Origin of the sequence: Methylibium petroleiphilum PM1 (assembly GCF_000015725.1) — a bacterium.
Taxonomy (GTDB): Bacteria; Pseudomonadota; Gammaproteobacteria; order Burkholderiales; family Burkholderiaceae_C; genus Methylibium; species Methylibium petroleiphilum.
Map to the genome: position 1 here is coordinate 2822525 of NC_008825.1, position 25592 is coordinate 2848116.

Sequence of the window (25592 nt, forward strand, 5' to 3'; positions counted from 1 at the left end):
GAACCCCAGAAAGCCCATGCACCCCGATTTCCAGCGCCTGATGACCGAGGCCGCCCGCCTCACGCGGGCCGGCGAGTTGCGGCGCGCCACCGCATCGATTCGCGCCGCACTCGGCAAGGGCTCGGCGACCGCCGCCGAGACGCCGACGGCATCCGACGACGATTGCGTGGTGATCGACGTCGAGGCGCGCCGGGTCGAACCCGCGCCGCCAGTGCAGCAGCCGGCGCCGGCCAGCGTGCCCGGCGGTCGGTTCATCGCCGGCAGCCACACCGACGTGAACGGTACGCACGAGTACCGGCTCTTCGCGCCACCGGTCTGGCAAGGACAAACGCTGCCGCTGGTGGTGATGCTGCACGGCTGCACGCAGAACCCCGACGACTTCGCGGCCGGCACCGGCATGAACGACGCGGCCCGCGAGCACGGCGTCTTCGTGCTCTATCCCGCGCAGACGCAGCGCGCCAATGCGTCGCGCTGCTGGAATTGGTTCAAGCACAACCACCAGCAGCGCGATCGCGGCGAGCCCGCGATGCTGGCTGCGATGACGCGCGAGGTGATGGCGCGCTACGGCATCGACCCCCAGCGCGTCTACGTGGCCGGCCTTTCGGCTGGCGGCGCGATGGCGGCCATCCTCGGTGACGCCTATCCCGACCTGTTCGCTGCGGTCGGAGTGCACTCGGGTCTGCCGGCCGGTGCGGCGACCGACCTGCCCTCAGCACTCGCGGCGATGAAGCGCGGCACCGGCAGCGTCGCCAGGAGCACCTCCGTGCCGACCATCGTGTTCCACGGCGATGCCGATGCCACCGTGCATCCGTCCAACGGCGAGCGCGCGGTTGCCGCCCGCGCCGGCCGCGACACGCCCGAGAGCACCCGCGCGCGCAGTGCCAACGGCCGCGAGTACACGCAGCGCCGCTACCGCGATGCCGACGGTCGCGTGGTCGCCGAACACTGGGTCGTGCACGGCGCCGGCCACGCCTGGGCCGGCGGCTCGGCGCAGGGCTCGTACACCGACGCCCAGGGCCCCGATGCGAGCGCGGAGATGCTGCGCTTCTTCCGCACCCATACGCTGCCGCCGCCGGCGCGCTGAGCGCTCGTCGTCTGCTGCGGCCTCAGGCGTCGCGCGTGCGCCGCCGCTGCGTCTGCGACGGCAGCTCGTTGAACATCAGCTTGTAGTGGCGAGTGAAATGGCTCGCGCTGCTGAAGCCCATGGCGCACGCCAGCAGCGTGATGGGCTGATCGCCCGGTTGCTTCAGGCGACGCCGCGCCTCGTTCAGGCGCAGCGCGCGCAGATAGGCCTGCGGCGTGGTGTGCAGGAACTCCTCGAAGCAATACTGCAGGCTGCGGCGGCTGGCGCAGGCGGCCGCGCAGATCTCGGGGATGCCGATGTCCTCCTGCAGGTTGGCGCGGATGAATTCGATGGCGCGCTTCACCACCCGCAGCCGCGAGTCGGCACGCCGCGGAATGCCGACCGCGCCGCGGTCGGCGCCGCCGTCCGACATCGCCAGCGCCACCGTGTGCGCGAGCGTGGCGCCGATCAGCGCCGGCTCGTTCTCGATGTCGATCACCGCACCGGGCGCACAGCGGCCAGCGGCTGAACACACGGCGAGCAGCTGGCTGCGCACCGCGCCGGCGGTGTCGGGGGCCAGCGCCCAGCGCCGCTGGCGTTCGGCCCGCGCCAGCCACTCGATCTCCTCGGGCGCCAGCATGCCGCCCAGCCGCCGTCGGTCGACCGACAGCGCCAGCAGGTCGAGTTCGCCGGCCGCCACCAGCTCGTACTCCTCGTGGCCCGAGATGACCATCAATGCATCGCCGTCCAGCGGCCGGCCGGCAAACACCGAACCGGGCGCGACCGACAGCGGGATGGCCAGCACCAGGCAGTCGGAGGGCGGACGGATCTGCTCGCGCAGCTGGCGGTTGGTGGACTCGCGCAGCACCGTGCCGCCGGCCATCACCACCTGCCGCGCCGACCCCCGGAAGCGGCCGCAGCCGAGTTGCTCGTAGCGCTGCTGCCAACCGCTCAGCGCCTGCGCCTGGTCGTCGACATCGGCCGATTGGTGATCCAGCACGAGAGCCATCTGCCCTTGTAGCACGGCGCTGCGCGACGGCGTGTCGCCTCGGTGCGCGGCGCGCCTCAGTCCAGCGGCACGCCGCGCCGACGGGCCTCTTCGAGCAGCCCGGCGCGCGCCGCCGCCACGTCCACCAGCGGATTGCTGCGCGCCCGCTGCACTTCGGCCGCGTCGTAGGGCACGTGGTCGGCGGGCAGCGAGGCCGGCGCCAGCGTGGTCAGCACCCAGTTGGTCACGTCGGCCACCTGCCGGTCGTTCAGGCCCGAGCCCATCACCCCGGGCACACGGATCACGAACTCGCGCCCGCCCGGCAGGCGCAGGAAATGGCCCAGCTGCCGCATGTCGGGCACGTTGCCGATGCGCGACCCCGCGCCGTCCAGCCCGTGGCAGCCGGCGCAATGCACGACGTACTGACTGCGCACGCTGGTGGTCACGGCCACCGATTCCGCCTGCGCGCGGGGCACGACCTGTCGCCCCAGCGACTGCGCCTGCAGCACGGACCCACCGCCCGCCAGCAGCAGCGCCAGGGCGAACCCACGCAGCCGCGTCATCGGAGCCGGGGCGCGGTGCCCGCCGTCACGCCACGCCGGCGATGATGGCCGTCGTGCAATGGAACATCGGGCTGGTGTTGGCCATGCACCAGTTGATGTCGTTGTGCACGCCGAGCCGGTAGCCCGGGCGCTCACGCTCGTTGTTGTTGCACAGGCATTCGCCGCACGAGCCCTTGCCGCAGCAGTCGTTGTAGGACACCAGGTACTGGCGGCCGTCCTGCGGATTCAGGCAGGTGCCGATCCAGCTGACCTTGGAGGCCTCGGTGCCCGGCGGGCACTGCGTCAGCGACCCGCCGCAACAAGTGCACAGGTAGCCGTCGAAGGCGCAGTAGCGCCAGTACTCGCACTGCAGCGGATCCTCACGCGGGTCGGGCTTGGCGGCCTTGCGTGGCGATGGCTCCGCGGCGTGGGCGGCCCCGGACGACTGTCCGCTGCGGTCGAACGGCAGCATCGGCAGCACGGCGCCCCCGACCAGCGCCACGCCCAGGCGCGCGAGCAGGCTGCGCCGGCCGTGCCGGTGCGCCATCTGGCGCACGCCATGCTCGGCGTGCCGGTCGATCAGCTTGAAGAGCCAGCGCATGAAACGTCCTCCGTGAATGGGCTGGGTCGACGACTGGAATGCCGTGCAGCTCAGGCCGCCGCCGACGTGCCGCTCAGGTAGTGCTGGATCGTCGGGGCGCCCATCTCGTGGGCGTTGAGCAGGCTGTCGAACTGCTCACGCGAGTTGACCAGGCCCTTCGCCGCCACCACGCCCTGGGTGTCCAGCAGCACTGCATAGGGCAGCCGCGAGACGCGATAGCTCATGCCCAGCTCGGTCGACAGCACGTAGGGCAGCGCGTCCAACCCGTATTCGCGCACGAATCTCCGGTGCGCCGTCGCCTCGCCGTCGCTGGCCAACACGATGCGCAGTCGGCGGCCTTCGTCACGCAGCAGCGCCTTGAGCACCGGGATCAGCTTCTTGCACACCGGACAGGTCGGCGAGAGGAAGAACAGCAGCGTCGGCCCGGCCTGGATGCCGCCGATGGTGACCGGCTCGGACTGCAGGCTGGTCAACGCGAAGCTCGGCGACGGCGCGCCGACCGGCGGACCGGCGTCGGTGACCAGCGCCCCCATCGGCGCCACCCGCTCGTAGAGGATGCCCACCTGGCGCGACAGCGCCCAGAGCATCACGCCGAGCACCAGCACGGCGGCCCACAACAGGACAACGGAGACCGTCAAGGCATTCATGAGGAAGAGCTCCCGAACAGAGAACGAAGGCCGCGCCCGCCGGCCCGGTGGCGCAGCAGCTGATTCATCGCCGCATACAGCAGGGCGGCCAGCGCCGTGGCGGCAACGACCACTGCCATGTCGACGCCGGCCATCGGCCGCGCGCCGAGGCCCGAGGCGGCGAGCCCCGCCAGCGCGGCCAGCCCGAGGTTGCGCAGCACCAGCGCCCACGACACCGGCAGCGGCTCGCCGCCGCAACCGCAATCGAGCACCTGTCCGCGCCAGCGGTGGTAACCCATCGCGCCGGCATAGAGCAGCAGCAGCGCGGCCGCGAGCCCCGCGCCGAGCGGTCGCCACGGACCGGCCATCAGCAGCAGCGCCATCGACAGCTCGAGCGGCGGCAGCAGCCGGGCCAGCGCGGGCACCGTGCTGGCCGGCACCCCATAGACCGAGAGCTGATGCTCGAACAGCGCGAGGTCGGCCCACTTGGCCAGGGCCGCATGCGCGAACAGCGCGGCCAGCGCCGCGGCGGCGATCCACACCGGCAGCGGATCGAAGGACGGCAGCGGAAACGGCATGATGCAGCGGCCCGGGCTCAGTCGTGCGATTCGAGGTGGATCGCCGCCTCGCCGGCCCGGGCCACGCTGCTGATCGGTGTCAGCTTGCCGCGCTCGCCCCAGCGCCAGACGTGCAGGGCGCCCTTCTCGCCGTCCAGCGCCTGCAGCCGCTGGCCGCTGCGCGAGAAGGTCAGCGACACGCTGCCTTGTCCCGGTGCGCTGGCCACGCGCGTGCCGGCCGCCATGTCGAACATCCACAGCCTTCGCGCCGGGCGCTTGTGAGAGCCCTCGCTGCCCTTGTCGTGCATCGCCACCACCAGCCAGCGGCCGGACGGGTCGATGGCGAACGGCTGGTAGCCGCCGGGCCGCCAGCCGGCGCGCTGCCCGGCGGCACCGACCAGCGGCCTCGCGGACTTGACCACGGCCACAGCGCCACCAAGGTCCACCTCGGTCAGCACGCCCTTGAAGGACACGAACCAGTAGCGGTCGCCCAGCTGCTCGGCGTGGTGAAACCAGGGGTCGGCGTCGGCATCGAAGACGGCCTCGCCGATCTGGCGGTCGCTGACCTGACCGCTGTCGTCGAGCGTGACGGTGGCCAGCTTGCCGTCGCCGCACAGCATCGAGAAGCGGCTGCCATGGCTGGCCGCCGGCAGGATGCCCCAGCAGCCCGGTGTCGGCACCTCGGACACCACCTTGCGCTGCTGCAGGTCGACCACGGTGATCGACGTCGCCGGGGTGGCGTTCTGCACCAGCACGAAACGGCCGTTGCCGCTGGCCCGCACCAGGCCCCGGTAGTTCAGCGCCTGCGCCCGCTTGGCCGGCAACGCGATCTCGTACTTGAACGCCAGGCTCTCGGTGTCGTGCACCTCCAGCACGTCCACGCGCTCCCCGCGCGAGCCGCGGCTCAGGTAGGTGGTGGCAACGTACAGCTCGTCGGCGTTCGCGCTGAGCGTGAAGTTGCCGACGTAGCCAGTCGACACCATGCCCAGGAAGCGGCCGTGCCGCGCGTCGAACACCCGGATGCGGCCGTCGGAGATGTGGCTCACGGCGACATCGGCCACGTACACGCGCTCCGTCGCCGACGCAGCGATCGGCCCGGTCGACAGCGTCTCGACCGGCAGCTCGGCCGGCTGCGGGCGGGCCGGGGACACCGGCGCCGCGGCCGCCTGGGCGCCGAGCGCCAGCCCGGCCGCGCAGGCCGCGACCCGAGCGCACGCACCGACGTGCCGGTGAATCCTCCGCATCCTGGGCCTCCCGTCCGCCCTCTCCTCCGGCTCGCCGGTGTCGCCAACCGACACCGCGACCGTGCGTCGAGCGTTCGGCGGCAGTCTCCATCGCGCCGCGGCCCCGAACTATCACGCTTCGGCAAGAACGCGGCGGCGCGACCGCCGGCTCGGGAAAACCCTCCGCGGCGATGGCGCACTTGAGGCTCGAATCCAGCTTTCGGCCCCGCGCGTCGCCGCGCACGCACCGACAGGCCGCCACGCAAAGGACCTCCGCTCATGCCCCTGCCCACCGCCTTCTTCCACGACGAACGCTGCCTCTGGCACAGCACCATGGGCGGCTTCGCCCTGATCGCACCGGTGGGTGGCTGGGTGCAGCCGCCGGCCGGCGCGGGGCTGGCCGAATCCCCCGAATCGAAGCGGCGCATGGTGTCGCTGATGCAGGTCTCCGGGCTCGCGGACAAGGTCCACCTGCGCAGCGCGCCGATGGCCACCGAGGAGGACCTGCAGCGCGTCCATCCGACGGCCTACCTGGAGCGCTTCAAGGCGCTGTCCGACCAGGGCGGCGGCGAGATCGGCCTCTACGCGCCCTTCGGGCCGGGCAGCTACGAGATCGCCAGGCAGTCGGCCGGCCTCGCGCTGCATGCGGTCGACGCGGTGCTCTCGGGCGCCCACCGCAACGCCTATTCGATGTCGCGTCCGCCCGGCCACCACTGCCTCGCCGACATGCCGATGGGCTTCTGCCTGCTCGCCAACATCCCGATCGCGATCGAGGCCGCACGCGCGCGCCATGGCGTGAAGCGCATTGCGGTGCTGGACTGGGACGTGCACCACGGCAACGGCACGCAGTCGATCTTCTACGAGCGCGACGACGTGCTGACCGTGTCGCTGCACCAGGAAGGCTGCTTCCCGGTCGGCTACAGCGGTGCACCCGACCGCGGCCAGGGCCGCGGCCTCGGCTACAACGTCAACGTGCCGTTGCTGCCGGGCGGCGGGCACGACGCCTACCTGTATGCGATGGAGCGCATCGTGACGCCGGCGATCGACCGCTACCGGCCCGAGCTCCTCATCGTCGCCAGCGGCTTCGACGCCAACGGCGTCGATCCGCTGGCGCGCATGCTGCTGCACAGCGAGTCCTACCGCCAGCTGACCGAGCGGGTGATGGCGCTGGCCGACCGCCACTGCGGCGGCAGGCTGGTGGTGGTGCACGAGGGCGGCTACTCGGAGGCCTGCGTCCCGTTCTGCGGCCACGCGGTGGTGGAAACGCTGGCCGGCGAACGCCTGGGTGTCGAGGACCCGTTCCTGCACTTCACCGGCGGCCAGCAGCCCAACGAGCGCTACGCCGCCTTCCAGCGCGGCCTGATCGACGAGATGGCGGCCGAGTTCGGCTTCTGACCGCCCGCAGGGCCGGCGGCGGCGCTGCCACGCCCGGCCGTGGCCTCAGGCCGCGGCGATCGTCTCGGTGCGAGCCGAGCCGTCGCGCGCTGGCAGCGGGCAGCTGTCGTCGACCAGCTGCGCCACCTTGAGGATGCGCCCCAGGCCCAGCGCCATCGCGCTCCACAGCAGCAACTCGGTGATCTGCTCGTCGCTGAAGTGGCGCTGCAGGTCCTCGAAATGCTCGGGCGTGACCTTGTGGTGATCGTTGCCGAAGTGCGTGGCGAAACGCACCACCGCGCGCTCCGCCGGCGTCAGCGTGCTCGCGTCGACGCCCGGGAGCGCGGCGACATCGGCCTCGCCGACCTCGGCGGTGTAGCGCACCGCCAGGCACAGCTGGCACTGCGTGCCGTTCGCGATCGCGAGCCGCGCGAGCTCGGTGATGCGCGGGCCCAGGCCGTTGTCGAACCAGATGCCGAAGTAGTACGGAAAGAAGCGCTCCGCGTGCTCCGGCGCGTTGCCGAGCAGGCCCATGTAGCGCTCGAAGTGCGGCATGAACAGCGGGTCGACGCGCGGGTACAGGTCGTCCGCGATCTTGCGCATGTAGGGCGAGAGCGCTTCCTTCTCGACGGTGCTGATCAACATGGGCGAGCCTCCGGTGGGCCGCACCGGACAGTCGGTGCGGCATGCGCGGCCATGCTAGCCAGCACGGCGGCCGCCGCCTTGGCCGCACATGACCCGCCGCTTGGCCAGGGCTGACATCGCCGGCGCTGCGGGGCACTGCGGATTGCGGCGCGCGGCGCCGCGCTCCTATGATGGTCCGCACCCACCCCGGCCGTCGGCGGTCGCGAGCAGGAGACCCGAAGTGGACAGGCAGACCTCATCGCTGGTCGATTGCTGGGAGGACCCCGCCGTCTGGTCGACCGAGCGCGTGGCCCCGAGCAAGCAGTTCGATTGCTGGCGCGACTTCGTCATCGACGCCCACCTGCACTGGTCGATCCGGCCGATCCGCTGCGAGCGCTTCCCGGCCTTCATCCGCCAGGGCCGCTTCGACGGCTTTCGCGTCACCCACCTCACCTCCGCCCAGGGCGGCATCGTCGGCACGCGCGGCGCGCGCGAGATGGCGCAGGACAGCGAGGCGCTCTACAACCTGATCTACATCGCCGAGGGGTCGATCTGCCTGGTCATCGACGACGAGGAACTCACGCTGACCCCGGGTAGCTTCGCGCTCTGGGACAGCGCGCGCCCGATGACCTTCATCACCGGCGCCGGCCTGCGGCAGATCACCCTCGCGGTGCCGCAGCGCGAACTGCAGCTCGCGCTGCCGCGCGCCGGCGAGTTCGTCGGCCGCCGCTTCGCGGCCACCAGCGGCCTCAGCCGGCTGTTCGTCGACCACCTCATCTCGCTCGACGCGCGCTTCGGCGAGCTGCCGCGCGGCAACGCGGGCCACGTGCTGCATGCCAGCGTGGAATTGCTGGCCTCCACGCTGAGCGCGCAGGCCGAGCCCTGCGCCGGACGCAGCGGGAAGATCGTGTTGCAAGGGGTGATGGCCTACATCGACCGCCACCTCGACGATCCGGAACTCGACACACGCCGCGTCGCGAGCGACTGCGGCATCACCGAGCGGCATCTGCACCGGCTGTTCGAACGCGCCGACACCACGGCGGCAGCCTGGATACGGCGACAGCGGCTGGACCGCTGCCGCCAGGACCTGCGCGCAGCCGAGACCGCGCACCTCAGCATCACGCAGATCGCCTACCGCTGGGGTTTCGGCGACTCCAGCAGCTTCAGCAAGATCTTCAAGCGCGAGTTCGCCAGCAGCCCGAAGGACTACCGCGCCGCCGGCGGCTTCTCCAGCCAGGCCCGGCGTGCCTCCAGCGGCTGGGCCACGTAGGCGCGCATCGCGCTCACGCTGCCGTCGGACAGCATGGTCTCGAGGAAGCGTTCGCCCTCGAGCTTCAGGCCGGCCGCCAGGCTGGTGTCAGAACCCTCGTAGACCGCGCGCTTGGCCATCGCCATCGCGAACGGCGGCGTGAGCACCATCTCGTGGGCAATCTGCTGCGCGCGCCGCAGGGCGTCGTCGGCGAGTTCGTGCACCAGCCCCATCTCCAGCGCCACCGCGGGCTCGACGATGCGCCCGCGCAGGATGAACTCGATGGCGCGGCCGGCGCCGATCAGCCGCGACAGGCGCTGCGTGCCACTGCCGCCCGGCAGGATGCCGAGCTTGACCTCGGGCAGGCCGTAGCGGAAATCGCCGCGCTGGGCGATGCGCAGGTCGCAGGCCAGGCACAGCTCGAAGCCGCCGCCCATCGCGTCGCCGTTCATCGCCACGATGACCGGCTTGGGCAGGTCGCGCAGCCCCAGCAGCAGCGCGTGGTAGCCGTCGTTCAGCGCCGTGCCGGCCTGCCGCATGGCCGCACGGTCTTCGGCATAGGACAGCAGCTCCTCGACGCTGTAGTGCGTGATGAAGCGGCCGGCCATGCCGCCCGACAGCACCACCGCCTTGACGGCGGGGTCGCGCCAGGATTCGACCAGCGCGCCGAGTTCGGCCGCGCCCTCGGCGCAGAAGTAGTTCATCGGCGGGTTGCGGTAGATCGCGGTGACGACGCCGTCGTCCAGGGTGCAGGTCCAGAGGGACATCGGAGGACTCCTTCTACGAACAGGGGCCGGCATGCGCCGGGTCGAACACGGGTGCGCCGTCGCGTCTCAGAACGCCACCTTGGCCGCGCCCTTGAGCTGCAGGATCTCGCGCGCCTCGGCGGGCGTGGCGATCTCCAGCCCCAGGCCTTCGAGGATGCCGCGCACGCGGCGCACCTGGTCGGCGTTGGAACGCGCGAGCTGGCCCTTGCCGATCCACAGGCTGTCTTCCAGCCCGACGCGCACGTTGCCGCCCATCGCCGCGGCCATGGCGGCGATCTTCATCTGGCTGGCGCCCGCGCCCAGCACCGACCAGCGGTAGTCGTCGCCGAACAACCGGTCCGCCGTCCGCTTCATGTGCATCACGTCGTCCGGATGGGTGCCGATGCCGCCCAGGATGCCGAACACGGTCTGCACGAAGAACGGCGCCTTCACCAGGCCGCGCTCGACGAAATGCGCGAGGTTGTAGAGGTGCGCGGTGTCGTAGCACTCGAACTCGTAGCGCGTCTCGTTGGCCGAGAGTTCGGTCAGCACGGTCTCCAGGTCGCCGTAGGTGTTGCGGAAGATCAGGTCCTTGCTGCCCTCGAGATAGGGCCGCTCCCAGTCGTGCTTGAACTCCTTGAAGCGCCTGAGCATCGGGAACAGGCCGAAGTTCATCGTGCCCATGTTCATCGAAGCCACCTCGGGCCTGAGCACCTTGGCCGGCTGCATGCGCTCCTGCACCGTCATGTAGGGCGAGCCGCCCGTGGTGAGGTTGACGATCGCGTCGCAGCGCGCCTTGATCGTCTTCAGGAAGGGCGTGAAGGCCTCGGGCCGCTGGTCGGGCTTGCCGGTGACGGGGTCGCGCGCATGCAGGTGGATGATCGCCGCGCCGGCCTCGGCGGCGGCGATCGACGACTCGGCGATCTCCTCGGCCGTGACCGGCAGGTAGGGCGACATCGACGGCGTGTGGACCGCGCCGGTGACGGCGCAGCTGATGATGACCTTCTTCTGCTGGAACATGGACCTCTCCTGCGGGACGCGATGCGACGCGCCCGGTCGAGCGCGTCGACCGACTCTCGCACAGCGAGCGGGAGGCAGGCTTCTAGGGAACTACCCTGCACCGCGGCGAGCCAACTCGCGCGGCGCGACGGCCCCCGGCGCAGGCTCAGCCGTAGGTCGACGGGCGCGGTGCCGCGCCGCGTCGCGCGCGTTTCTCGTGGGCTCCGGAGGCCCCGCCCCTGCGATCCCGGCGCGTCCTGCGGGCGCCGAAGTACACGGCTGCAGCGGCCACCGCGATGGCGATCAGGCCGATCAGCTCCAGCATCGCCTCGCCGGCCGGCGGTCGCTCGTCGGCGACCCGCTGGCTCGTCTCCGCGTGCTGCCTGGAGGCGCCCGCGACGGGCGGGCCGGGGTGGACTTGAGGGGCACTGTTCTGCATGACGCGCAGTGTAGGAAGCGCGCCGGCCCGCTTCGGGCGGCGTTACACCGGAGCGTCGGCGGGTGCGGAATTTTCCCGCGCCGGCGCGACGCTTCGGCACACCAGCAGCACTTCGTCGACGCCGGCCGTCGGGATCATGCCGGGCACGAAGTGCAGTTCCTTCTGGAAGCGCAAGCCGAGCGGCATCAGCACTTTGTTGTACCACCACAGGGCCCGCTCGCGATGGTGAGCGAGCCACCACATGCCCAGTTCGACCAGCCGCGACGACGGTGGCTGCATGCCGAACACCGCGCTGCGCTCCACCTGCAGATGGTGCTGCGCCAGCTTGGCCAGCAGACGGTCGGGCTCGTAGCGCCGCTTGTGGCCCACGAAATCGTCGAACGGGGTCCATTGCTCGGGATGCAGCGGCGTCGAGATCAGCACGGCCGCACCGGGCTTCGCGACCCGCGACAGCTCCGCTAGCGCGCCATCCTCGTCGTCCACGTGCTCGATGATGTCGAGGGCGCATACCAGGTCGAAGGCGGCCGCCGCGAACGGCAGGGCCGTCACCTCGCCGAACGCGACCTGCGCGCCGCGATCGCGCAGCGTGCCGAGCGCCGGGCCGCTGATGTCGACGAACTGCGTGCCCTCGATCGGCAGGCGCGGCCGCAGTCCGGGCGCCACCTCGAGCCGTCGCTCCGCCGATGGCCCCAGCGACTGCACGAGCGGCCAGGTGTTGAAGCGTCGCGGCTCGACCAGCCGGGCGCCGGACCAGAGCGAGTCGTAGAAGCGGCGATTGAGGTCGACGAGTTCGCGGTCGCCGGGTGCCTGCGCAGGCGGAGTCTGCATCGTCGCACCAATGTAGCAGCCGCGTTCCGCACCTCGATGGCCGGCGCGTCCCGAAGCAAAAGAGAAGCCGGCGGTGGCACCTCGGTGCCACCACCGGCTGGCGTGCGGATCGCGTGAGCTCAGATCAGATCAGAGCGCCGCGTCCTTGAGCTTCTTCAGCGCACGGGTCTTGATCTTGACCGTGGCGGGCTTGGCCGCGAACACGCGTTCCTGCTTGGTGAAGGGGTCGATGCCGGTGCGCTTCTTCTTGGCCGCCACGTTGATCACGTTGACCTTCAGGAGACCGGGCAAGGTGAACGAGCCCAGGCCCTTCTTGTGCACCGAGGCCAGGATGGTGGCTTCGAGCGAGGCGATCACAGCCTTCACGGCCTTGGCATCGACCGCAGCGGCTTGTGCCAGGTGGGCGATCAGGCCGGTCTTGTTGAGCGCCGTCTTGATGGGCTTCAGCGGGCCGGCTGCAGCCTTCGCCGGAGCGGCGGCCTTGACGGCCTTCTTCGCGGGAGCAGCCTTCTTGGCCGCAGCGGTCTTCTTGATCGGGGTCTTGGTCGCGGTCTTCTTAGCAGTTGCCATGGGGTCTTCGGATACCGGGAGTTGAGAAATCATGCGCCCGCGACGCGGGCCGGCGGATTCTAGGGGCCTGCATCGATGTCCGGCCTCTCGTGCCCGCAGACAAGGAGGCCGCCCCGAACCGCGCCGATCCCTCAGGTCGCCAGCTTGAAGACGCTCACCACCGACGCCAGCTTCGAAGCCTGCTGCTTCAGGCTGTCGGCGGCGGCGGCGCTCTCTTCCACCAGGGCCGCGTTCTGCTGGGTGGCCTGGTCGAGTTGCGACACTGCGGTGCTGACCTGCCCGATGCCGGTGGTCTGCTCGATGGTGGCCGCGCCGATCTCCGAGATGAGGTCGGACACGCGCTTCACCTGGACCACGATGTCGTCCATCGAGGTCCGCGCATCGCCGACCAGGCGGGTGCCCGCCTCGACCTTCTCGACGCTGGCCCCGATGAGTTCCTTGATCTCCTTGGCGGCGCTGGCGCTGCGCTGCGCCAGGTTGCGCACCTCGCTCGCCACCACCGCGAAGCCGCGGCCCTGCTCGCCGGCACGCGCCGCTTCCACCGCGGCGTTCAGCGCCAGGATGTTGGTCTGGAAGGCGATGCCGTCGATCACGCCGATGATGTCGGCGATCTGCCGCGAGCTGGCGGTGATGTCGTCCATCGTCGCCACCACCTGGCCGACCACCTGGCCGCCCTTCTCCGCCGCGCCGCGGGCGGAGCCGGCGAGCTGGATGGCCTGGCGCGCAGTGTCGGCATTGGCCTTCACCGTCGCGTTCATCTGTTCCATCGAGGCCGCGGTCTCCTGCAGGCTGGCGGCCTGCTGTTCGGTGCGGTGCGACAGGTCGGCATTGCCGGTGGCGATCTGGGCGCTGCCGGTGGCGATGCTGTCGCTGCTGGTGCGCACGCTGCCCACGATGTTCACCAGGCTGTCGTTCATCGACTTGAGCGCGGCCAGCAGCTTGCCGGTCTCGTCACGCGCACTGTCGTCGATGGTGGAGCGCAGGTCGCCGGCCGCGACGGTCTGGGCCACTTCCATCGCCCGGTTGATGGGCGTCACGATGGCGCGGGTGATGACCCAGGCCAGCACGGCCGCCAGCGCCGCCGCCGCCACGCAGGCGGCCAGCATCATGTTGCGGTTGGCGACCGCGGCGGCGTCGGCGCGCGCCACGTCGCGCTTGGCCACGTCCACGCTGAGATCGATGAACTGGTTGGCCGACTTCACCAGCGCCGACAGCAGCGGGCGGCAGTCGGCGTTCATCTTCGTCACCGCCTCGTCGCGCCGGCCCTGCAGCGCGAGCCCGACGATGTCGAGCGCCACCGGGCCGTAGCGCGATTCGACGCCGTCGAGCGTGGCGAACATCTTGCGTTCTTCGTCGCTCACCCCGGCCATCGAACCGAGCGCCGTCCGCAAGCGGGCCATCGATTCGCCGACCTTCTTGTGCGCCGCCGTCACGGCCGCCTTCTCGATCTCGCGGTCGGCAGGCGCGCTGACCAGCACCAGGTTGCGCGCGCTGATGGCGCGGGCATTCGCCGCGTCGAGCACGTCGTTGGCCATCGTGATGCGGACGGCGGTCTGGTCCACGTAGTGGGTGAACGACTGGTGCTCGCTGGCCAGGGCTCGGATGGCCACGCCCGACACCACGAGCACCACGGCCGTGAGGAGGGCGAAGGCGGTTGCCAGCTTGTGCTTGACGGAAAGGTTTCTGAAGGACATGGGGTTCTCCGCAACGGGGGTGACTAACGATACGGCTGTGGTGGCGTGGCGATGGGCAGAGGTGGCGGGTGTCGAACCGTCATCTTTGAACGACTTTCTCATCCTGAAATTTCCCGACGGGAATGGCTCTCGTTCAGCAGCGCAGGGCACCAAGCGAGTGCCGTCCCACGACTTTTCACACGGTCACGCGGGTGACCGGCGCCTCGCGTTCGGCCAGCCAGGCCTCGAAGGCCGGCACCGGCATCGGCCGCCCGAACAGGTAGCCCTGCAGCTCGTCGCAGCGCGCCTCGCGCAGCAGCGCCGCCGCACGCGGCTCCTCCACGCCCTCGGCCACCACCTGCAGGCCGAGCGCATGGCCCAGGCCGATGATGGCCATCGTGATGGCCCGATCCGTCGGATCGGCCAGCATGTCATGCACGAACGAGCGGTCGATCTTCAGCTTGTCGATCGGGAATCGGTTCAGGTAGGCGAGGCTCGAGTAGCCGGTGCCGAAGTCGTCGATCGCCAGCCCGACGCCCAGGTCGCGCAGCGTGTGCATCTGGCGCAGGTTGCGCTCGGCGTCGTCCATCACCATCGACTCGGTGAGTTCGAGCTCCAGCACACCGGGCGGCACACCGTGCCGCAGCAGGCTGGCGCGCACCAGGTCGGTCAGGCCGTCGTCTCGCAGCTGGCGGGCCGACAGGTTGATCGACACGCCGAACGACGGCAGGCCTTGCGCGCGCCACGCGGCCACCTGCCGGCAGGCCTCTTCGATGACCCAGGCACCGATCGGCACGATCAGCCCGGTCTCTTCCGCCAGCGGGATGAAGTGCGCCGGCGAGACCAGCCCGCGCTGCGGGTGCTGCCAGCGCAGCAGGCCTTCCACGCCGAGCAGCACGCCGCCGGCCGCGCTCACGCGCGGCTGCCAGTGCAGCTCGAACTGTCCCAGCTCGAGCGCACGCCGCAGGTCGGCGTCGAGCTGCATGCGCGACTCCGCGCGCTGCGTCATCTCGGCGGTGAAGAACTCGGCGGCGTCCTTGCCGCCGGCCTTGGCCTGGTACATCGCCGTGTCGGCATGCTTCATCAGCTCGTCGATGTCGGTGGCATCGTCCGGGAAGACGGCGATGCCCACGCTGCACGAGACATGCAGCTCGGCGCCCTCCACCAGGTGCGGCTGGCGGATCAGCGGGATCAGCCGCTGGTCGACGATGTGCGTGACCTCGTCGATGTGCTGCACGCCGTTGAGCACGATCACGAACTCGTCACCGCCCAGCCGGCTGACGGTGTCGCCGGCGCGCACCGCTTCCAGCAGGCGCCGCGCCACCGAGCGCAGCAGCCCGTCGCCGATGTGGTGGCCGAGCGAGTCGTTGATGTCCTTGAACCGGTCGAGGTCGATGAACATCACCGCCACCTGCTGCCCGCTGCGCTGTGCCTGCTGCACGGCCATGCGCAGCCGCTCGGTGCACAGCGAGCGGTTCGGCAGCTCGGTGAGCACGTCGTGGTCGGCCAGGAAGCGGATGCGCTGCTCGCTCTTCTTGCGGTCGCTGATGTCGATCGACGTGAAGATGTAGTGCGAGATGTCGCCCTGCGACTGCCGCACGGCGTTCACCATCAGCCAGGCCGGGTACTCGCTGCCGTTGCGGCGGCGCACCTGCAGCTCGCCCTGCCAGGTGCCGCGGTTCGACACGCTCTGCCAGAACGCGGCGCTCTGTTCGTCGGTCTGCTCCACGGCCAGCATCAGGGACGGCTTCTCCCCCACCACCTCCTGCAGCTCGTAGCCGGTGTGGCGCGAGAACGCCTGGTTGGCGGTCAGGATGCGGCGCTGCGCATCGACGATCAGGATGCCTTCGCTGGAGGCCTCGAACACCTTGGCCCACAGCTCGAGCCGCCGCTCCATCAGCTTGAGGTGGTTGATCGGGGCAAAGGCGGTCAGCACCGCGTCCTGGCCCTGGTAGCGCACGCGCCGGGCCGACAGCACCGCCCAGGCCGGCTCGGTCCCGGCGCCCCAGCGGACCTCGAATTCGTCGACTGCGCCGCGATCGGCCAGCTGCTGAAAGAAGCGCGCCCGCACCGACGAATCGAGACCGTGCTTCCACGGATCGGCGCGATGACCAGCCAGCCAGGCCTCGGCGGGCGGGTTGGCGTGCAGCACCTCGTGCCCCGGCACCGAGGTCACGACCAGCGGGATCGGCGTGGCCTCCACCAGCGCGCGCTGGGCCTCCGCGGCGCGGGCGCTCGCGGCCAGTTCCTTCTGCGTCTCGCGTTCCTGATCGAGCTGCGCGAGCATGCCGTTGAAGCCCACGACCAAGCGGCCGATCTCGTCGCTGCTGCTCCACTGCGCGCGCAGGCTGTGGTCGCCGGTGCGCCGCACGGTGTCGGTCACCTCGGCCAGATGCCGCAGCGGCATGGCGATCTGCCGGGCCACGAAGTAGACGATCGCGAGGATCGCGCACAGCAGGGCCAGCGCGGTGCCGAGGTGGATCCACATGCGGTGGTAGAGGCTCGCGACACGCGCGTCGAGCAACCCGTCCATCGCGCCACCGGCCACCGCCCAGGCGACCTGCAGCTCGCGCACCAGTCCGGCCTGCGCCACATGCACGCCGGCCAGCGACTGCGGCGTGGCGCCGCTGTCGAACAGCAGGCGCGCGCTGCGCCGATAGGCCTCCAGCGCAGCCTGCAGCTTGGCCTGGGCCGGCCGGAGCTGGGCCTTCAGCGCCGGTCCGCCGGCCGCGTAGGCCTCGCTGTGGTCGGTGTCGATGCCCTGGCGGGTCGCGTCGAGCTTGCCTTCGAGGATGAGGTACTGCGTGCGGGCCTCGGCCAGGCCGGCCCCCGCGCTGACCTGGGCCGCCAGCTGCGCGCCGATGCCGTCGATGGTCTCGAGCAGCTCCGGGTAGCGCAGCACGATCAGCGACATCGTGTAGTAGCTGTCGAGGTCGGGGTCCAGGATCAGGTTGGACTGGTTGCCGACCCGCGTGATCAGGTCGCGCCCGCGCGCCAGCACGTCCGACTGCGCCTTGCCGCGGTCGCCCGGTCCGGCCGTGGCCAGCACACCGTAGGCGGTGGCCAGCGCGAGGCTCGGCTCCTCGCTCTGCATGCCCGCACCGTGCTGCCGCTCGGCGAGCGCCAGCGCCGCCCGGTGGTCCGTGCGTGCCGCCGCCCCGCTCGCGTCCGGCCCCAGGGCGGCCTCGATCAGGCCATCGCGCATGCCCGCGATGTAGGCGTTGCCGGCGATCTCCTTGCGTGCGAAGTCGATCGCGATGAACTTCTCGTTGATCAGGATGCTGCTGACGAAGATCACCGCCGTGAGGTCCAGCAGGTAGATCAGCATCAGCTTGCGGCCGACGCTCAGACGGGCCAGCAGGCGACTGAAGGGATGGGAGATCGTCATGGGCAAGGGTCGGGAAGGCGGTCCGGTGCGCCCGCTCCAGTGGCACCGGTAGCGCACTCGGGTCTCTTCGGCAGAAGCCGGATCAACTTGACCCGCTCAGGCCCTCCGCGACGCGGCCGCGTGGCCGCCGTCCTTCACCGGCCCAGCTGGGCGTGCGCCTTCTCGATGAGGACCCGGGCCTCGTCGCGGCGCCCGGCATCGGCGATCTGCCGGCCGGCCCGTGCGGGAGCCTGCATGGCCCGCTCCAGGTAGACCAGCGCGTCGGCCGGTCGCTTCTGCTCGAGCAGGAACTCGCCATAGAAGAAGTTCGGGTCGATTCCCTGGGGGTTGAGCTTCAGCGCGGACTGCATCAGCTCGTCGGCCTTCTTCTTGTCGCCGAAGCCGATCGGCCAGCCCGGCACCTTGTAGTAGAGGACGCCGAGGCTGTTGTAGGCCGAGCCGTCGAGGGCCTCCGGGTTGATCTTGATCGCCTGCTCGTACAGGCCCTTGGCCTGCTTGACGAGACCGAGCGCGCCCAGGCCGCCCTTCTCGCCGGCCAGCGAACTCACGACGATGCCCTCCCAGACCAGCGGTTCGCTGCGCCCCGGGTGGGCCTCGCTAAACTGGTGCGCCTTCGCGACCAGGGCCTCATAGCGCTTCTCGCGCTCCTTCGGCGGCGTCTGGTAGCGCGTCACCTCCCACTCGTGCTGGACCTCGCTGACGGCGTCCTCCACGGGGCCGGCGCGCAGCAGCGGCGCATGGAGGGCGAGCACGAGGCCGGCCATCAGGAACAGGGGGGAGCGAGCAAGCATCTGGGTTCTCCTTGGATCTTCAGGGTTCAGGCGCCCGACAGCGCCAGTCGGTGCGGCTTGAAGGCGCCGTCGAGCGCCGCCGGCGCCAGGCCGTTCACGCACACCGCCAGCTTCTCGGGCAACCCGAGGAAGCGCTCGGCCGCGCCGTCGCGCAGCAGTTGCAGCAGCGCGGCCGCAACGTCGTCCGGGTGGTCGACCGCCGCGCCGGTCTTGCGGTTGTAGGCCTCGACCTCCGGCGCATTGAAGCCGGTCTCGGTGACGCGGGGCCCGAGGTACTGCACCCGCACCGGCGTGCCGATCAGCTCGCGCCGCAGCGCCTCGCTGAAGCCCCGCAGGCCGAACTTGGTGGCGCTGTAGACCGAGAAGCCCGGCAGCGCCAGCCGCCCGAGCACCGAACCCACGTTGAGCACTGCCGCGCTGCGCTGCGCCAGCAGCCCCGGCAACAGGGCCCGCGTCAGCAGCATCGGTGCCACCAGGTTGGTCGTCACGGCCTGCAGGATGTGGGCGTCGTCCAGCGCGTCCAGGCGCCCGAAGCTCGCCACGCCGGCGTTGTTGACGAGCACGTTCGCGCGGCGTGCCAGCGCCACGCGCCGCACCGCCTCGACGCCGGCGCTGGTGGTGAGGTCCGCGGCCAGCACCTCGACGCGCCGCGGTTGGTCGGGGTGGGTCTCGAGCGTGCGCGCCAGGGCCGCCAGCCGGCCGGCATCCCGGCCGACGAGCAGCAGCCGCGCACCGGCTCCGGACAGGGCGCGCGCCACGGCCGCGCCGATGCCGCCCGAGGCGCCGGTGAGCACCACGCTGCAATGCTTCAGGTCGAGGCCCATCATGCGGCCTGCGCGGTGGGCTGGACCCCCGACGCCACGATCCGGGGCAGTGGCAGGCTGCGGAACACGTCCCCGTAGAGGCGGTAGAAGGCGCGGGCGGCATGCACGATGGCGTCCTGGTCGGCGCGGTCGTCCAGCCGGTCCATCAGCAGCTCGAAATGCGCGGTGTGCTCCTGGTCGAGAGTGCCGTGCGAACGCAGGTAGCTGAAGGCGGCGTCAGGCAGGCGCAGGTTCACCTGGATGCGATCGGCCGCCATCAGCGCCAGAGACACGCTGGTGCCCTCGAGCACATGCACCATGCCGAAGAAGCCCAGCGGGTTGCCGCGCGCGATGGTGTCGTAGGCATAGGCCACCATCACCTCGGTCGCATGGCCCGGCGTGCCGTGGCGCACAGCCTCCTTGTCGCCGCCGCAGGCCGCGATGTCGTCGAGGATCCATTCGTCGTGACCGCGCTCTTCCTCCACGTACTCGTCCAGCGCGTCGGTCAGCCACGCCGGCCGCGAGGAGCCCACGCGCTCGCGGCAGGCCTGCAGCAGCGGCACGGTGTGGCGCACGTGGTGGTAGGCCTGGGTCAGGAAGGCCAGGTAGCTGTCGCGCGAGACCTCGCCGCGCAGGCAGCCCTGGATGATGGGAATGGCGACCAGCCCGCCGCGTTCGGCGGCGGTGTCGCGCAGGAGTCGGGCGTGAAAGCTCATGGAGAGATCGGTTCCGTGATGAAGGTCGAAGGGAGCGGATCGGCCACCAGCGCATCGCGGTGCAATTGCTCGATGGCGGCACGTTGCGGCCGGCCGTTCGCGGTGGCGAGTCCGGTGTCGGTGTCGAAGGCCGCGCGGGCGCGGACCCAGCGGCGCACCCGCGCGTAGTCGGGCAGCCCGGCGTTGGCCGCATCGACGGCTGCCTGCAGCACGGCGTCGGGCAGGTCCGCGCGCAACGGCCACAGCACCGCCGACAGTGCCGGCCGGCCATCGCCGAACACCACCGCCTGGGCGATCGGCGGCAGGCCGCCCACCGCGGCACTCTGCAGCGCCGTCTCGACCCATTCGGGCGACACGTTGCGGCCATAGGCCGTGATCAGCACCTGCTTCTTGCGGCCCTGCACGTGCAGGAAGCCCTGGGCGTCGATCGTGCCGAGGTCGCCGCTCGGCCACCAGTCCGGCAGTGGCGCCTCGCTGCCGAGGTAGCCGAGGAACGCGCTTCCCGTCACCTCGATCTCGCCGTCGGCGGCGATGCGCAGGCGCGCGTGCGGCAGCGGTCGGCCGGTGCTGCCCGGGCGATCGGCGCCGGGCAGGTTCAGCGTCTGCACCGACGCCCCTTCCGACAGGCCGTAGCCTTCGTAGGCCGGGATGCCGAGCTCACGTGCCGACTGCAGCAGCGGCGCACCGACCGCGGCACCGCCCACGGCCACCAGCCGCAGCGATGCCGGTGCCCGGCGACCGGTGGCCCGCAGCCACATCGTCCACGCCCGCAGCATCTGCGGCAGCAGGATCAGGCTGTGCGGCTGCCAGGACTCGACCGCGGCCTGCAGCTGCGCCGGATCGAAGCGCGACGAACCGTGCAGCCCGACGCTGGCCAGCGGCACCGCGATGCAGGTGGCCTGGCGCCGGCGCGGCGCCAGCACGCCGGCGATGTTCTCCAGCAGCACCGCGAACGGCAGCACGCTGAGATGGCGGGTGATGTCCAGCGCGGCCGTGGCCTCGCCGATCGCCTGCGCCACCCGGTCCATCGCTGCCTGCCCCAGGCAGACGCCCTTCGGTGTGCCGGTGGTGCCGGAGGTGAAGGTGACCTTGGCGGTCCCGGCCGGCATCGCGACCGGCACCGCCGGGAGGCGCAGCGCGCTGATCGGCTCCGCTCCGGGGTCGAAGCGGAGCGGCTCGGACGGCGCACCGGGAAAGCCGGCGGCAGCCGCCGGAAACGTCCACAGGGTATCGACGCCGGCCGCGGCCAGCGCATGCTGCAGCTGCCCGCGCGTGAAGAAGCCGGGCAAGGGCACATGCACCACCCCGGCCCGTGCCGCGCCCGCATCGGCCACGAGCCAAGCGATGCCGTTGTCGAACAGCGTCGCCAGCACGCGCGTGCCACGCGCCCGCAGGGCCTCGGCGGCGCGGTCGACGGCCGCCTCGAAGCGCGCGGCCGGCCAGGCGTCGGGCTGCCCCGACGCCAGCGTTTCCACGAGATTCATCGGTCCGCGCCCCGCGCCCGCTCGGCCAGTCGACGCATGGCGAGCGGCAGGTGGCCGGCCAGCACGACCGGGTGGTGCTCGTAGTAGCTTCCCCAGTCGTGCGCGGCGTCGCCGAGACGGGCCGGGTCGGCCGGCCCGAGTGCCCTCGGCACCACGCCCATGCGCGTGAACAGGTGGCGCAGTTCTTCGGTCAGGGTGCTGACGACCCATTCGACCTGCAGCCCTGCCAGGTGCTGTGCCAGCCGGAGGATCAGGCGCCTGCCCTCGCCGGCACGGACGGCGGCCAGGTGGCCCACTTCGACGATGCGTTCGCGCGGCGGCTGCACCGCGCCCACGGTCAGGGCATGCTCGATCGGAACGTCCAGGTAATGTTCGAGGAACAGCGGCTGCGTCGCGACCCGGTAGCCGGCGGCGGCCAGCACCGGGGCATCGGGATCGGCGCCGTCGCGCAGGCTCACCAGCACCGGGGCGAACTGGCGCACCCGCGCGCCGTAGCGCTCGCCGTAGACGCGGCGGATGAACTCCTCGACGCGGGCGCGTCCGGGGTCCCCGACGCCATGCCAGGCGAAATGGGGCACCGGGGCGGCGGTCTCGACATCCTGCGAGCGGGGACCGGCGGCGAACTGGGCGATGCGCATGAACACTCCTTTGAGGCCTGGATGCTCGCGGCGCAAACTTAAGCCGGCGTTAAGTGGAAGGCAGCCTTACACCTGGTCACCGGCGCTTGCCACATCCGTCACGGCGAACGCCGGCCCGCGGGCGGGCCGATGACCCTGCGATTCCTCCATGCGGCGCCGGGCTCGCTACACTGCCGCCCGTGCGCCGCCTCCTCGCCATCGTCCTGCTCGCCTTGCTGCCCCTCCAGTTCAGCTGGGCGGCGGTGGCGTCCTATTGCGAGCGCGAAGCAAGCGTGGACGCCGCGCACGTGTGCCATCACGAGCACCTGCACCACGCGAACGCGGTCGCGGACGATGGGTGCCCGGAAGGCGAGACCACCGGCGCGGGTGATGTCGATTGCGGACACTGCCACGGCCACTGCACCGGCCTGCTGGGCTTGCCGGAGAGTTTGTCCGGCGACCTGTCGACGGCAACGCCCCGCACTTCCGCCGACGAAGCGGGCGGCGCCCACGCACCGGCCCGACCCGAACGCCCTCAGTGGGCGCCCCTTGCCTGATCGGCAAGGCGGGTCACTCTTTCCTTTCCTGAAGCCCGTCGACGCCTGAGCGCGTGCCGCTGTCGCGGCCGCCTCCGGCGTGCGGCGTCCGCTGGGTCGCCGCTTGCCGATCTCCCGTGGGTTGATTCCTTCAACACTGGAGCATCGGATGGACCGAAGTTCACGAACGAATACCACCTGGCGCCGGCACGCCGCCGCCGCGCTCGCGGCGCTGCTGGCGGCCGCACCGGCACAGGCCGCGCCGCCCGCCGCCGACCCCCTCGACCTGCGACGGGCCTTCGAGGCCGCCTGGGCACGGCAGCCCGAGTCGCTGTCGCTGCCGTCGCGGCGCGACGCCGCCCGGGCGCAACAGGGCGCCGCGCGGTCCTGGACGCCCGAGCCGGCCGCGCTGGCGCTGTCGAACAAGACCGACCGCCTGAACCGCAATCGGGGCGCACGCGAGCTGGAGGTCGGCGTCGCGATGCCGCTGTGGCTGCCGGGCGAACGCAGCCGCAGCGGCGCGCTGGCCGACGCCGAGGCGGCGGCCGTCGAGAGCCACACCCTGGCCGCGCAACTGGCCGTGGCGGCCCGCGTGCGCGAGGCCTGGTGGGACTGGCAGCGGGCCCGCCTCGACGCCGACATCGCGGACGGCCAGCTGGCCAGCGCCCGGCGCATCGCCGCCGACGTCGCCCGGCGCACCCAGGCCGGCGATCTGGCGCGGGCCGACCAGCACCAGGCGGACGGCGCCGTCGCCGGCGCCGAATCGGCGCTGGCGCAGGCCCGGGCGGCGCTGGCGGCGGCCCGGCAGCAGCTCAAGGCCGGCACTGGCCTGATGCCGCCGGCCGAGCCCGCCGCCGCGGCCCCGCTCGCCGAACCGGAACCCGAGCCCGGCCGGACCGCCGAGCCCGAGGCACATGCCGCGCTGCGCGAGCTGCAGGACCGCGCCACGGTGGCCGAGCGCACGGCCCAGCTCGCGGCCACGCAGTCGCGTGCCAACCCGGAGCTGACGCTGGCCGGCACGCGCGAGCGCGGCACCGATGGCGAGGCCAGCCAGCCGTCGATCACGCTCGGCCTGCGCATCCCCTTCGGCGGCGGCGCGCGCCACGACAGCCGCGTGGCCCGCGCCCGCGCCGAGGCTCTGGAGCTGCAGACCCGGCTCGCACTGGAGCGCGAGCGGCTGCAGGCCGAGCAGGAGGCGGCGCGCGTGCGCGTCGACGCGGCGCGCAGCCAGCTCGCCGCGACGGAGCGGCGCGCCCGGCTGGCGCGCGAGTCGCGCGGCTACTTCGACCAGTCCTTCCAGCTCGGCGAGACCGACCTGCCGACCCGCCTGCGCATCGAGGCCGAGGCGGCCGACGCCGAACGCCAGGCGGCCCGCACTCGCATCGAACTCGCCGCCGCCCTGTCGGCCTGGCGCCAGGCCCTGGGGCTGCTGCCCCGGTGACGCCGCGCCCCCCAACGAACTCCCAGAGGAACCCCATTCCATGACCTCCACCTCTCTGTGGGCCGCGCTCGCCGTCGCGGCCCTCCTCGCCACCGGCGAGGCCGCCCATGCCGGCGAAGGCCACGACCACGGCAGCGAAGCCCCGGCCCCAGCCGGCGTGGCGCTGCCCCGTTTCGCGGCCGTCTCCGAGACCTTCGAACTCGTCGGTGTTCTCAACGGCCGCCAGCTCACGCTCTACCTCGACCGCACGGCCGACAACCGCCCGGTGCGCGACGCCGAGATCGCGCTCGAGATCGGCGGCCAGCCCGTCAAGGCCGAGGCGCACGGTGACGCCGAGTACGAGGTCGTGCTGGCCGAGGCGCCCGCGCCGGGCGTCCTGCCGATCACCGCGACGGTGACCGCCGGCGACGAGCTGGACCTGCTGGCCGGTGAACTCGACCTCCACGCGCCCGTGCACGCCGAGGCTGCGAACCCTGCACACGCGACCAAGGCCTACGCCGCCTGGTTCGTCGGCGCCATCGCCGTGCTGGCCCTGCTCGGCTGGGGCGCACGGCGGGTGCTGGGCGGGCGCCGTGTCCGCACCGGAGCGGCCGCATGAAGCGCCCCGCCCTGACGGCCGCGGGCGCGGCCCTGCTGATCGCCCTGACGACTTGCATCCCGATGGCCCGTGCCGGCGAGGGCCACGACCACGGCGACGCGCCTGCGGCGCCCAGCGCCAACGGCCCGCAACGGCAACCCGACGGCAGCGTGTTCCTGCCCAAGCCGGCTCAGCGCCAGCTGGGTGTGCGGACCGTCGTGAGCACGGCCGCCGATCTGCCGCGCACGGTGGAGCTGGGCGCCCGCGTGCTGATGGACCCGAATGCCGGCGGCCGGGTGCAGGCGCTGCACGCCGGCCGCATCGAGCCCGGCCCGCGCGGCCTGCCCCACCCCGGGCAGGCGGTGCGCCGCGGCGAGGTGCTGGCCCACGTGCTGCCGTCGGCCGCGCCGATCGAGCGCTCCAACCAGGCTGCACAGCTGGCCGAGCTGCGCGCCGCCCGGGCGCTGGCCGACAAGCGCGTCGCACGCCTGCAGGCACTGGCCGACACGGTGCCGCGCAAGGAGATCGAGGCCGCCGAGAGCGAAGCGGCCAGCCTGGCGGCGCGCATCGCGGCGGTGGGTGGCGGCCTGGCGCTCCGCGAGCCGCTGACGGCGCCGGTGGCGGGCGTGATCGCCTCGGCGCACGTGGTGGCCGGCCAGGTGGTCGACGCCCGCGAGCTGGTGTTCGAGATCGTCGACCCGACGCGCCTGCGCATCGAGGCGCTGGCCTTCGACGCCGCCCTCGCCTCGAACATCGGCAGCGCGACGATGGCCGTCGGCGAGCGGCGCGTGCCGCTGGTGTTCGTCGGCGCCGCACGCAGCCTGCGCGAGCAGGCGCTGCCGCTGGCCTTCCGCGCCGAGGGCGCGGCGCTGGAGGCGCTGGCCGTCGGCCAGCCGGTGCGGGTGTTCGTGCAGACGCGCGACAAGGTGCAGGGCATCGCCGTGCCCGTGGCTGCGCTGATGAAGAACGCCGCCAACCAGACCATCGTCTGGGTCAAGACGGCCCCGGAGCGCTTCGAGCCCCGTGCGGTGACCACCGAAGCGCTGGACGGCGTGCACGCCGCGGTGACCTCGGGTCTGAAGCCCGGTGATCGGGTCGCGACGCAAGGCGCGACCCTGATCAACCAGGTCCGCTGAG

Annotated in this window: 26 protein-coding genes; 7 read left to right on the forward strand and 19 right to left on the reverse strand. The window is 71.9% G+C overall.

Going from position 1 to position 25592, the window contains the following annotated elements:
• Positions 1-16 precede the first annotated feature (16 nt).
• Positions 17-1084: an extracellular catalytic domain type 1 short-chain-length polyhydroxyalkanoate depolymerase gene (locus MPE_RS13355; RefSeq protein ID WP_011830234.1), complete on the forward strand. Its 1068-nt coding sequence runs from the start codon at positions 17-19 to the stop codon at positions 1082-1084.
• A gap of 22 nt (positions 1085-1106) precedes the next feature.
• Here MPE_RS13355 and MPE_RS13360 read toward each other — a convergent pair whose 3' ends face one another.
• The 6 genes from MPE_RS13360 to MPE_RS13385 are packed head-to-tail and all read right to left on the reverse strand — an operon-like array spanning position 1107 to position 5621.
• Complete coding sequence (locus MPE_RS13360; RefSeq protein WP_041929683.1) at positions 1107-2072, reverse strand: helix-turn-helix domain-containing protein; 966 nt, start codon at positions 2070-2072, stop codon at positions 1107-1109.
• Positions 2073-2128: 56 nt separating this feature from the next.
• A complete protein-coding gene (locus tag MPE_RS13365) occupies positions 2129-2614 on the reverse strand; it encodes a c-type cytochrome (protein WP_011830236.1) in 486 nt (161 codons plus the stop codon).
• A gap of 25 nt (positions 2615-2639) precedes the next feature.
• On the reverse strand, positions 2640-3194 hold the full coding sequence (locus MPE_RS13370; protein WP_011830237.1) for a methylamine dehydrogenase light chain: 555 nt from the start codon (positions 3192-3194) through the stop codon (positions 2640-2642).
• A gap of 50 nt (positions 3195-3244) precedes the next feature.
• Complete coding sequence (gene mauD / locus MPE_RS13375) at positions 3245-3841, reverse strand: methylamine dehydrogenase accessory protein MauD (protein ID WP_011830238.1); 597 nt, start codon at positions 3839-3841, stop codon at positions 3245-3247.
• Positions 3838-4398, reverse strand: a complete 561-nt coding sequence (locus MPE_RS13380; RefSeq protein WP_049820816.1) for a MauE/DoxX family redox-associated membrane protein — start codon at positions 4396-4398, stop codon at positions 3838-3840. Before MPE_RS13380 ends, mauD begins: the two co-directional genes overlap by 4 nt.
• A gap of 17 nt (positions 4399-4415) precedes the next feature.
• A complete protein-coding gene (locus MPE_RS13385) occupies positions 4416-5621 on the reverse strand; it encodes an amine dehydrogenase large subunit (RefSeq protein ID WP_041929684.1) in 1206 nt (401 codons plus the stop codon).
• Positions 5622-5879: 258 nt separating this feature from the next.
• On the opposite strand from MPE_RS13385, the gene MPE_RS13390 reads away from it, so the two are divergent.
• On the forward strand, positions 5880-6995 hold the full coding sequence (locus MPE_RS13390; protein WP_011830240.1) for a histone deacetylase-like amidohydrolase: 1116 nt from the start codon (positions 5880-5882) through the stop codon (positions 6993-6995).
• 45 nt (positions 6996-7040) lie between these two features.
• Here MPE_RS13390 and MPE_RS13395 read toward each other — a convergent pair whose 3' ends face one another.
• Complete coding sequence (locus tag MPE_RS13395) at positions 7041-7619, reverse strand: carboxymuconolactone decarboxylase family protein (protein WP_011830241.1); 579 nt, start codon at positions 7617-7619, stop codon at positions 7041-7043.
• Positions 7620-7839: 220 nt separating this feature from the next.
• Here MPE_RS13395 and MPE_RS22795 point away from each other — a divergent pair, with 220 nt between their 5' ends.
• Positions 7840-8868 carry an AraC-like ligand-binding domain-containing protein gene (locus MPE_RS22795; RefSeq protein WP_049820817.1) on the forward strand — a complete coding sequence of 343 codons (1029 nt, stop codon included), beginning with the start codon at positions 7840-7842 and terminating at the stop codon, positions 8866-8868.
• On the opposite strand, the gene MPE_RS13405 is transcribed toward MPE_RS22795, so the two are convergent.
• The 12 genes from MPE_RS13405 to MPE_RS13460 all read right to left on the reverse strand — a co-directional run bounded on the left by MPE_RS13405 (position 8805) and on the right by MPE_RS13460 (position 21922).
• Positions 8805-9614, reverse strand: coding sequence for an enoyl-CoA hydratase/isomerase family protein (locus MPE_RS13405; protein WP_011830243.1), 810 nt, complete (start codon positions 9612-9614; stop codon positions 8805-8807). The two genes, MPE_RS22795 and MPE_RS13405, sit on opposite strands and share 64 nt — an antisense overlap.
• A gap of 66 nt (positions 9615-9680) precedes the next feature.
• Positions 9681-10613, reverse strand: a complete 933-nt coding sequence (gene kce / locus MPE_RS13410; protein WP_011830244.1) for a 3,5-dioxohexanoate:acetyl-CoA acetone transferase — start codon at positions 10611-10613, stop codon at positions 9681-9683.
• Between the two features lie 145 nt (positions 10614-10758).
• Positions 10759-11031, reverse strand: a complete 273-nt coding sequence (locus MPE_RS13415) for a hypothetical protein (RefSeq protein WP_041929685.1) — start codon at positions 11029-11031, stop codon at positions 10759-10761.
• 42 nt (positions 11032-11073) lie between these two features.
• On the reverse strand, positions 11074-11859 hold the full coding sequence (locus tag MPE_RS13420) for a class I SAM-dependent methyltransferase (protein WP_011830245.1): 786 nt from the start codon (positions 11857-11859) through the stop codon (positions 11074-11076).
• Positions 11860-11988: 129 nt separating this feature from the next.
• Complete coding sequence (locus MPE_RS13425; RefSeq protein WP_036233274.1) at positions 11989-12429, reverse strand: HU family DNA-binding protein; 441 nt, start codon at positions 12427-12429, stop codon at positions 11989-11991.
• Between the two features lie 131 nt (positions 12430-12560).
• A complete protein-coding gene (locus MPE_RS13430; RefSeq protein WP_011830247.1) occupies positions 12561-14123 on the reverse strand; it encodes a methyl-accepting chemotaxis protein in 1563 nt (520 codons plus the stop codon).
• Positions 14124-14298: 175 nt separating this feature from the next.
• Complete coding sequence (locus tag MPE_RS13435) at positions 14299-17490, reverse strand: EAL domain-containing protein (RefSeq protein ID WP_011830248.1); 3192 nt, start codon at positions 17488-17490, stop codon at positions 14299-14301.
• A gap of 134 nt (positions 17491-17624) precedes the next feature.
• A complete protein-coding gene (locus MPE_RS13440; RefSeq protein ID WP_193373370.1) occupies positions 17625-18281 on the reverse strand; it encodes a tetratricopeptide repeat protein in 657 nt (218 codons plus the stop codon).
• 26 nt (positions 18282-18307) lie between these two features.
• Positions 18308-19108, reverse strand: coding sequence for an SDR family oxidoreductase (locus tag MPE_RS13445; RefSeq protein ID WP_041929686.1), 801 nt, complete (start codon positions 19106-19108; stop codon positions 18308-18310).
• Positions 19105-19800, reverse strand: a complete 696-nt coding sequence (locus tag MPE_RS13450; RefSeq protein WP_011830251.1) for an iron-containing redox enzyme family protein — start codon at positions 19798-19800, stop codon at positions 19105-19107. The genes MPE_RS13445 and MPE_RS13450 overlap by 4 nt, the downstream gene beginning before the upstream one ends.
• Positions 19797-21284, reverse strand: coding sequence for an AMP-binding protein (locus MPE_RS13455; protein ID WP_011830252.1), 1488 nt, complete (start codon positions 21282-21284; stop codon positions 19797-19799). The genes MPE_RS13450 and MPE_RS13455 overlap by 4 nt, the downstream gene beginning before the upstream one ends.
• The gene (locus MPE_RS13460) at positions 21281-21922 is read right to left on the reverse strand and encodes a thermostable hemolysin (protein ID WP_011830253.1); all 642 of its coding nucleotides are present in this window, start codon (positions 21920-21922) and stop codon (positions 21281-21283) included. The genes MPE_RS13455 and MPE_RS13460 overlap by 4 nt, the downstream gene beginning before the upstream one ends.
• Before the next feature lie 179 nt (positions 21923-22101).
• Between MPE_RS13460 and MPE_RS13465 the strand changes: the two genes are divergently transcribed.
• The 4 genes from MPE_RS13465 (at position 22102) to MPE_RS13480 (ending at position 25591) form a co-directional block, all read left to right on the forward strand.
• Positions 22102-22458 carry a hypothetical protein gene (locus tag MPE_RS13465; RefSeq protein ID WP_011830254.1) on the forward strand — a complete coding sequence of 119 codons (357 nt, stop codon included), beginning with the start codon at positions 22102-22104 and terminating at the stop codon, positions 22456-22458.
• A gap of 148 nt (positions 22459-22606) precedes the next feature.
• Positions 22607-23878, forward strand: a complete 1272-nt coding sequence (locus tag MPE_RS13470) for a TolC family protein (protein WP_011830255.1) — start codon at positions 22607-22609, stop codon at positions 23876-23878.
• Between the two features lie 40 nt (positions 23879-23918).
• Complete coding sequence (locus MPE_RS13475; protein WP_011830256.1) at positions 23919-24476, forward strand: hypothetical protein; 558 nt, start codon at positions 23919-23921, stop codon at positions 24474-24476.
• On the forward strand, positions 24473-25591 hold the full coding sequence (locus MPE_RS13480) for an efflux RND transporter periplasmic adaptor subunit (protein WP_011830257.1): 1119 nt from the start codon (positions 24473-24475) through the stop codon (positions 25589-25591). Before MPE_RS13475 ends, MPE_RS13480 begins: the two co-directional genes overlap by 4 nt.
• The last annotated feature ends 1 nt before the right edge of the window (position 25592 follow it).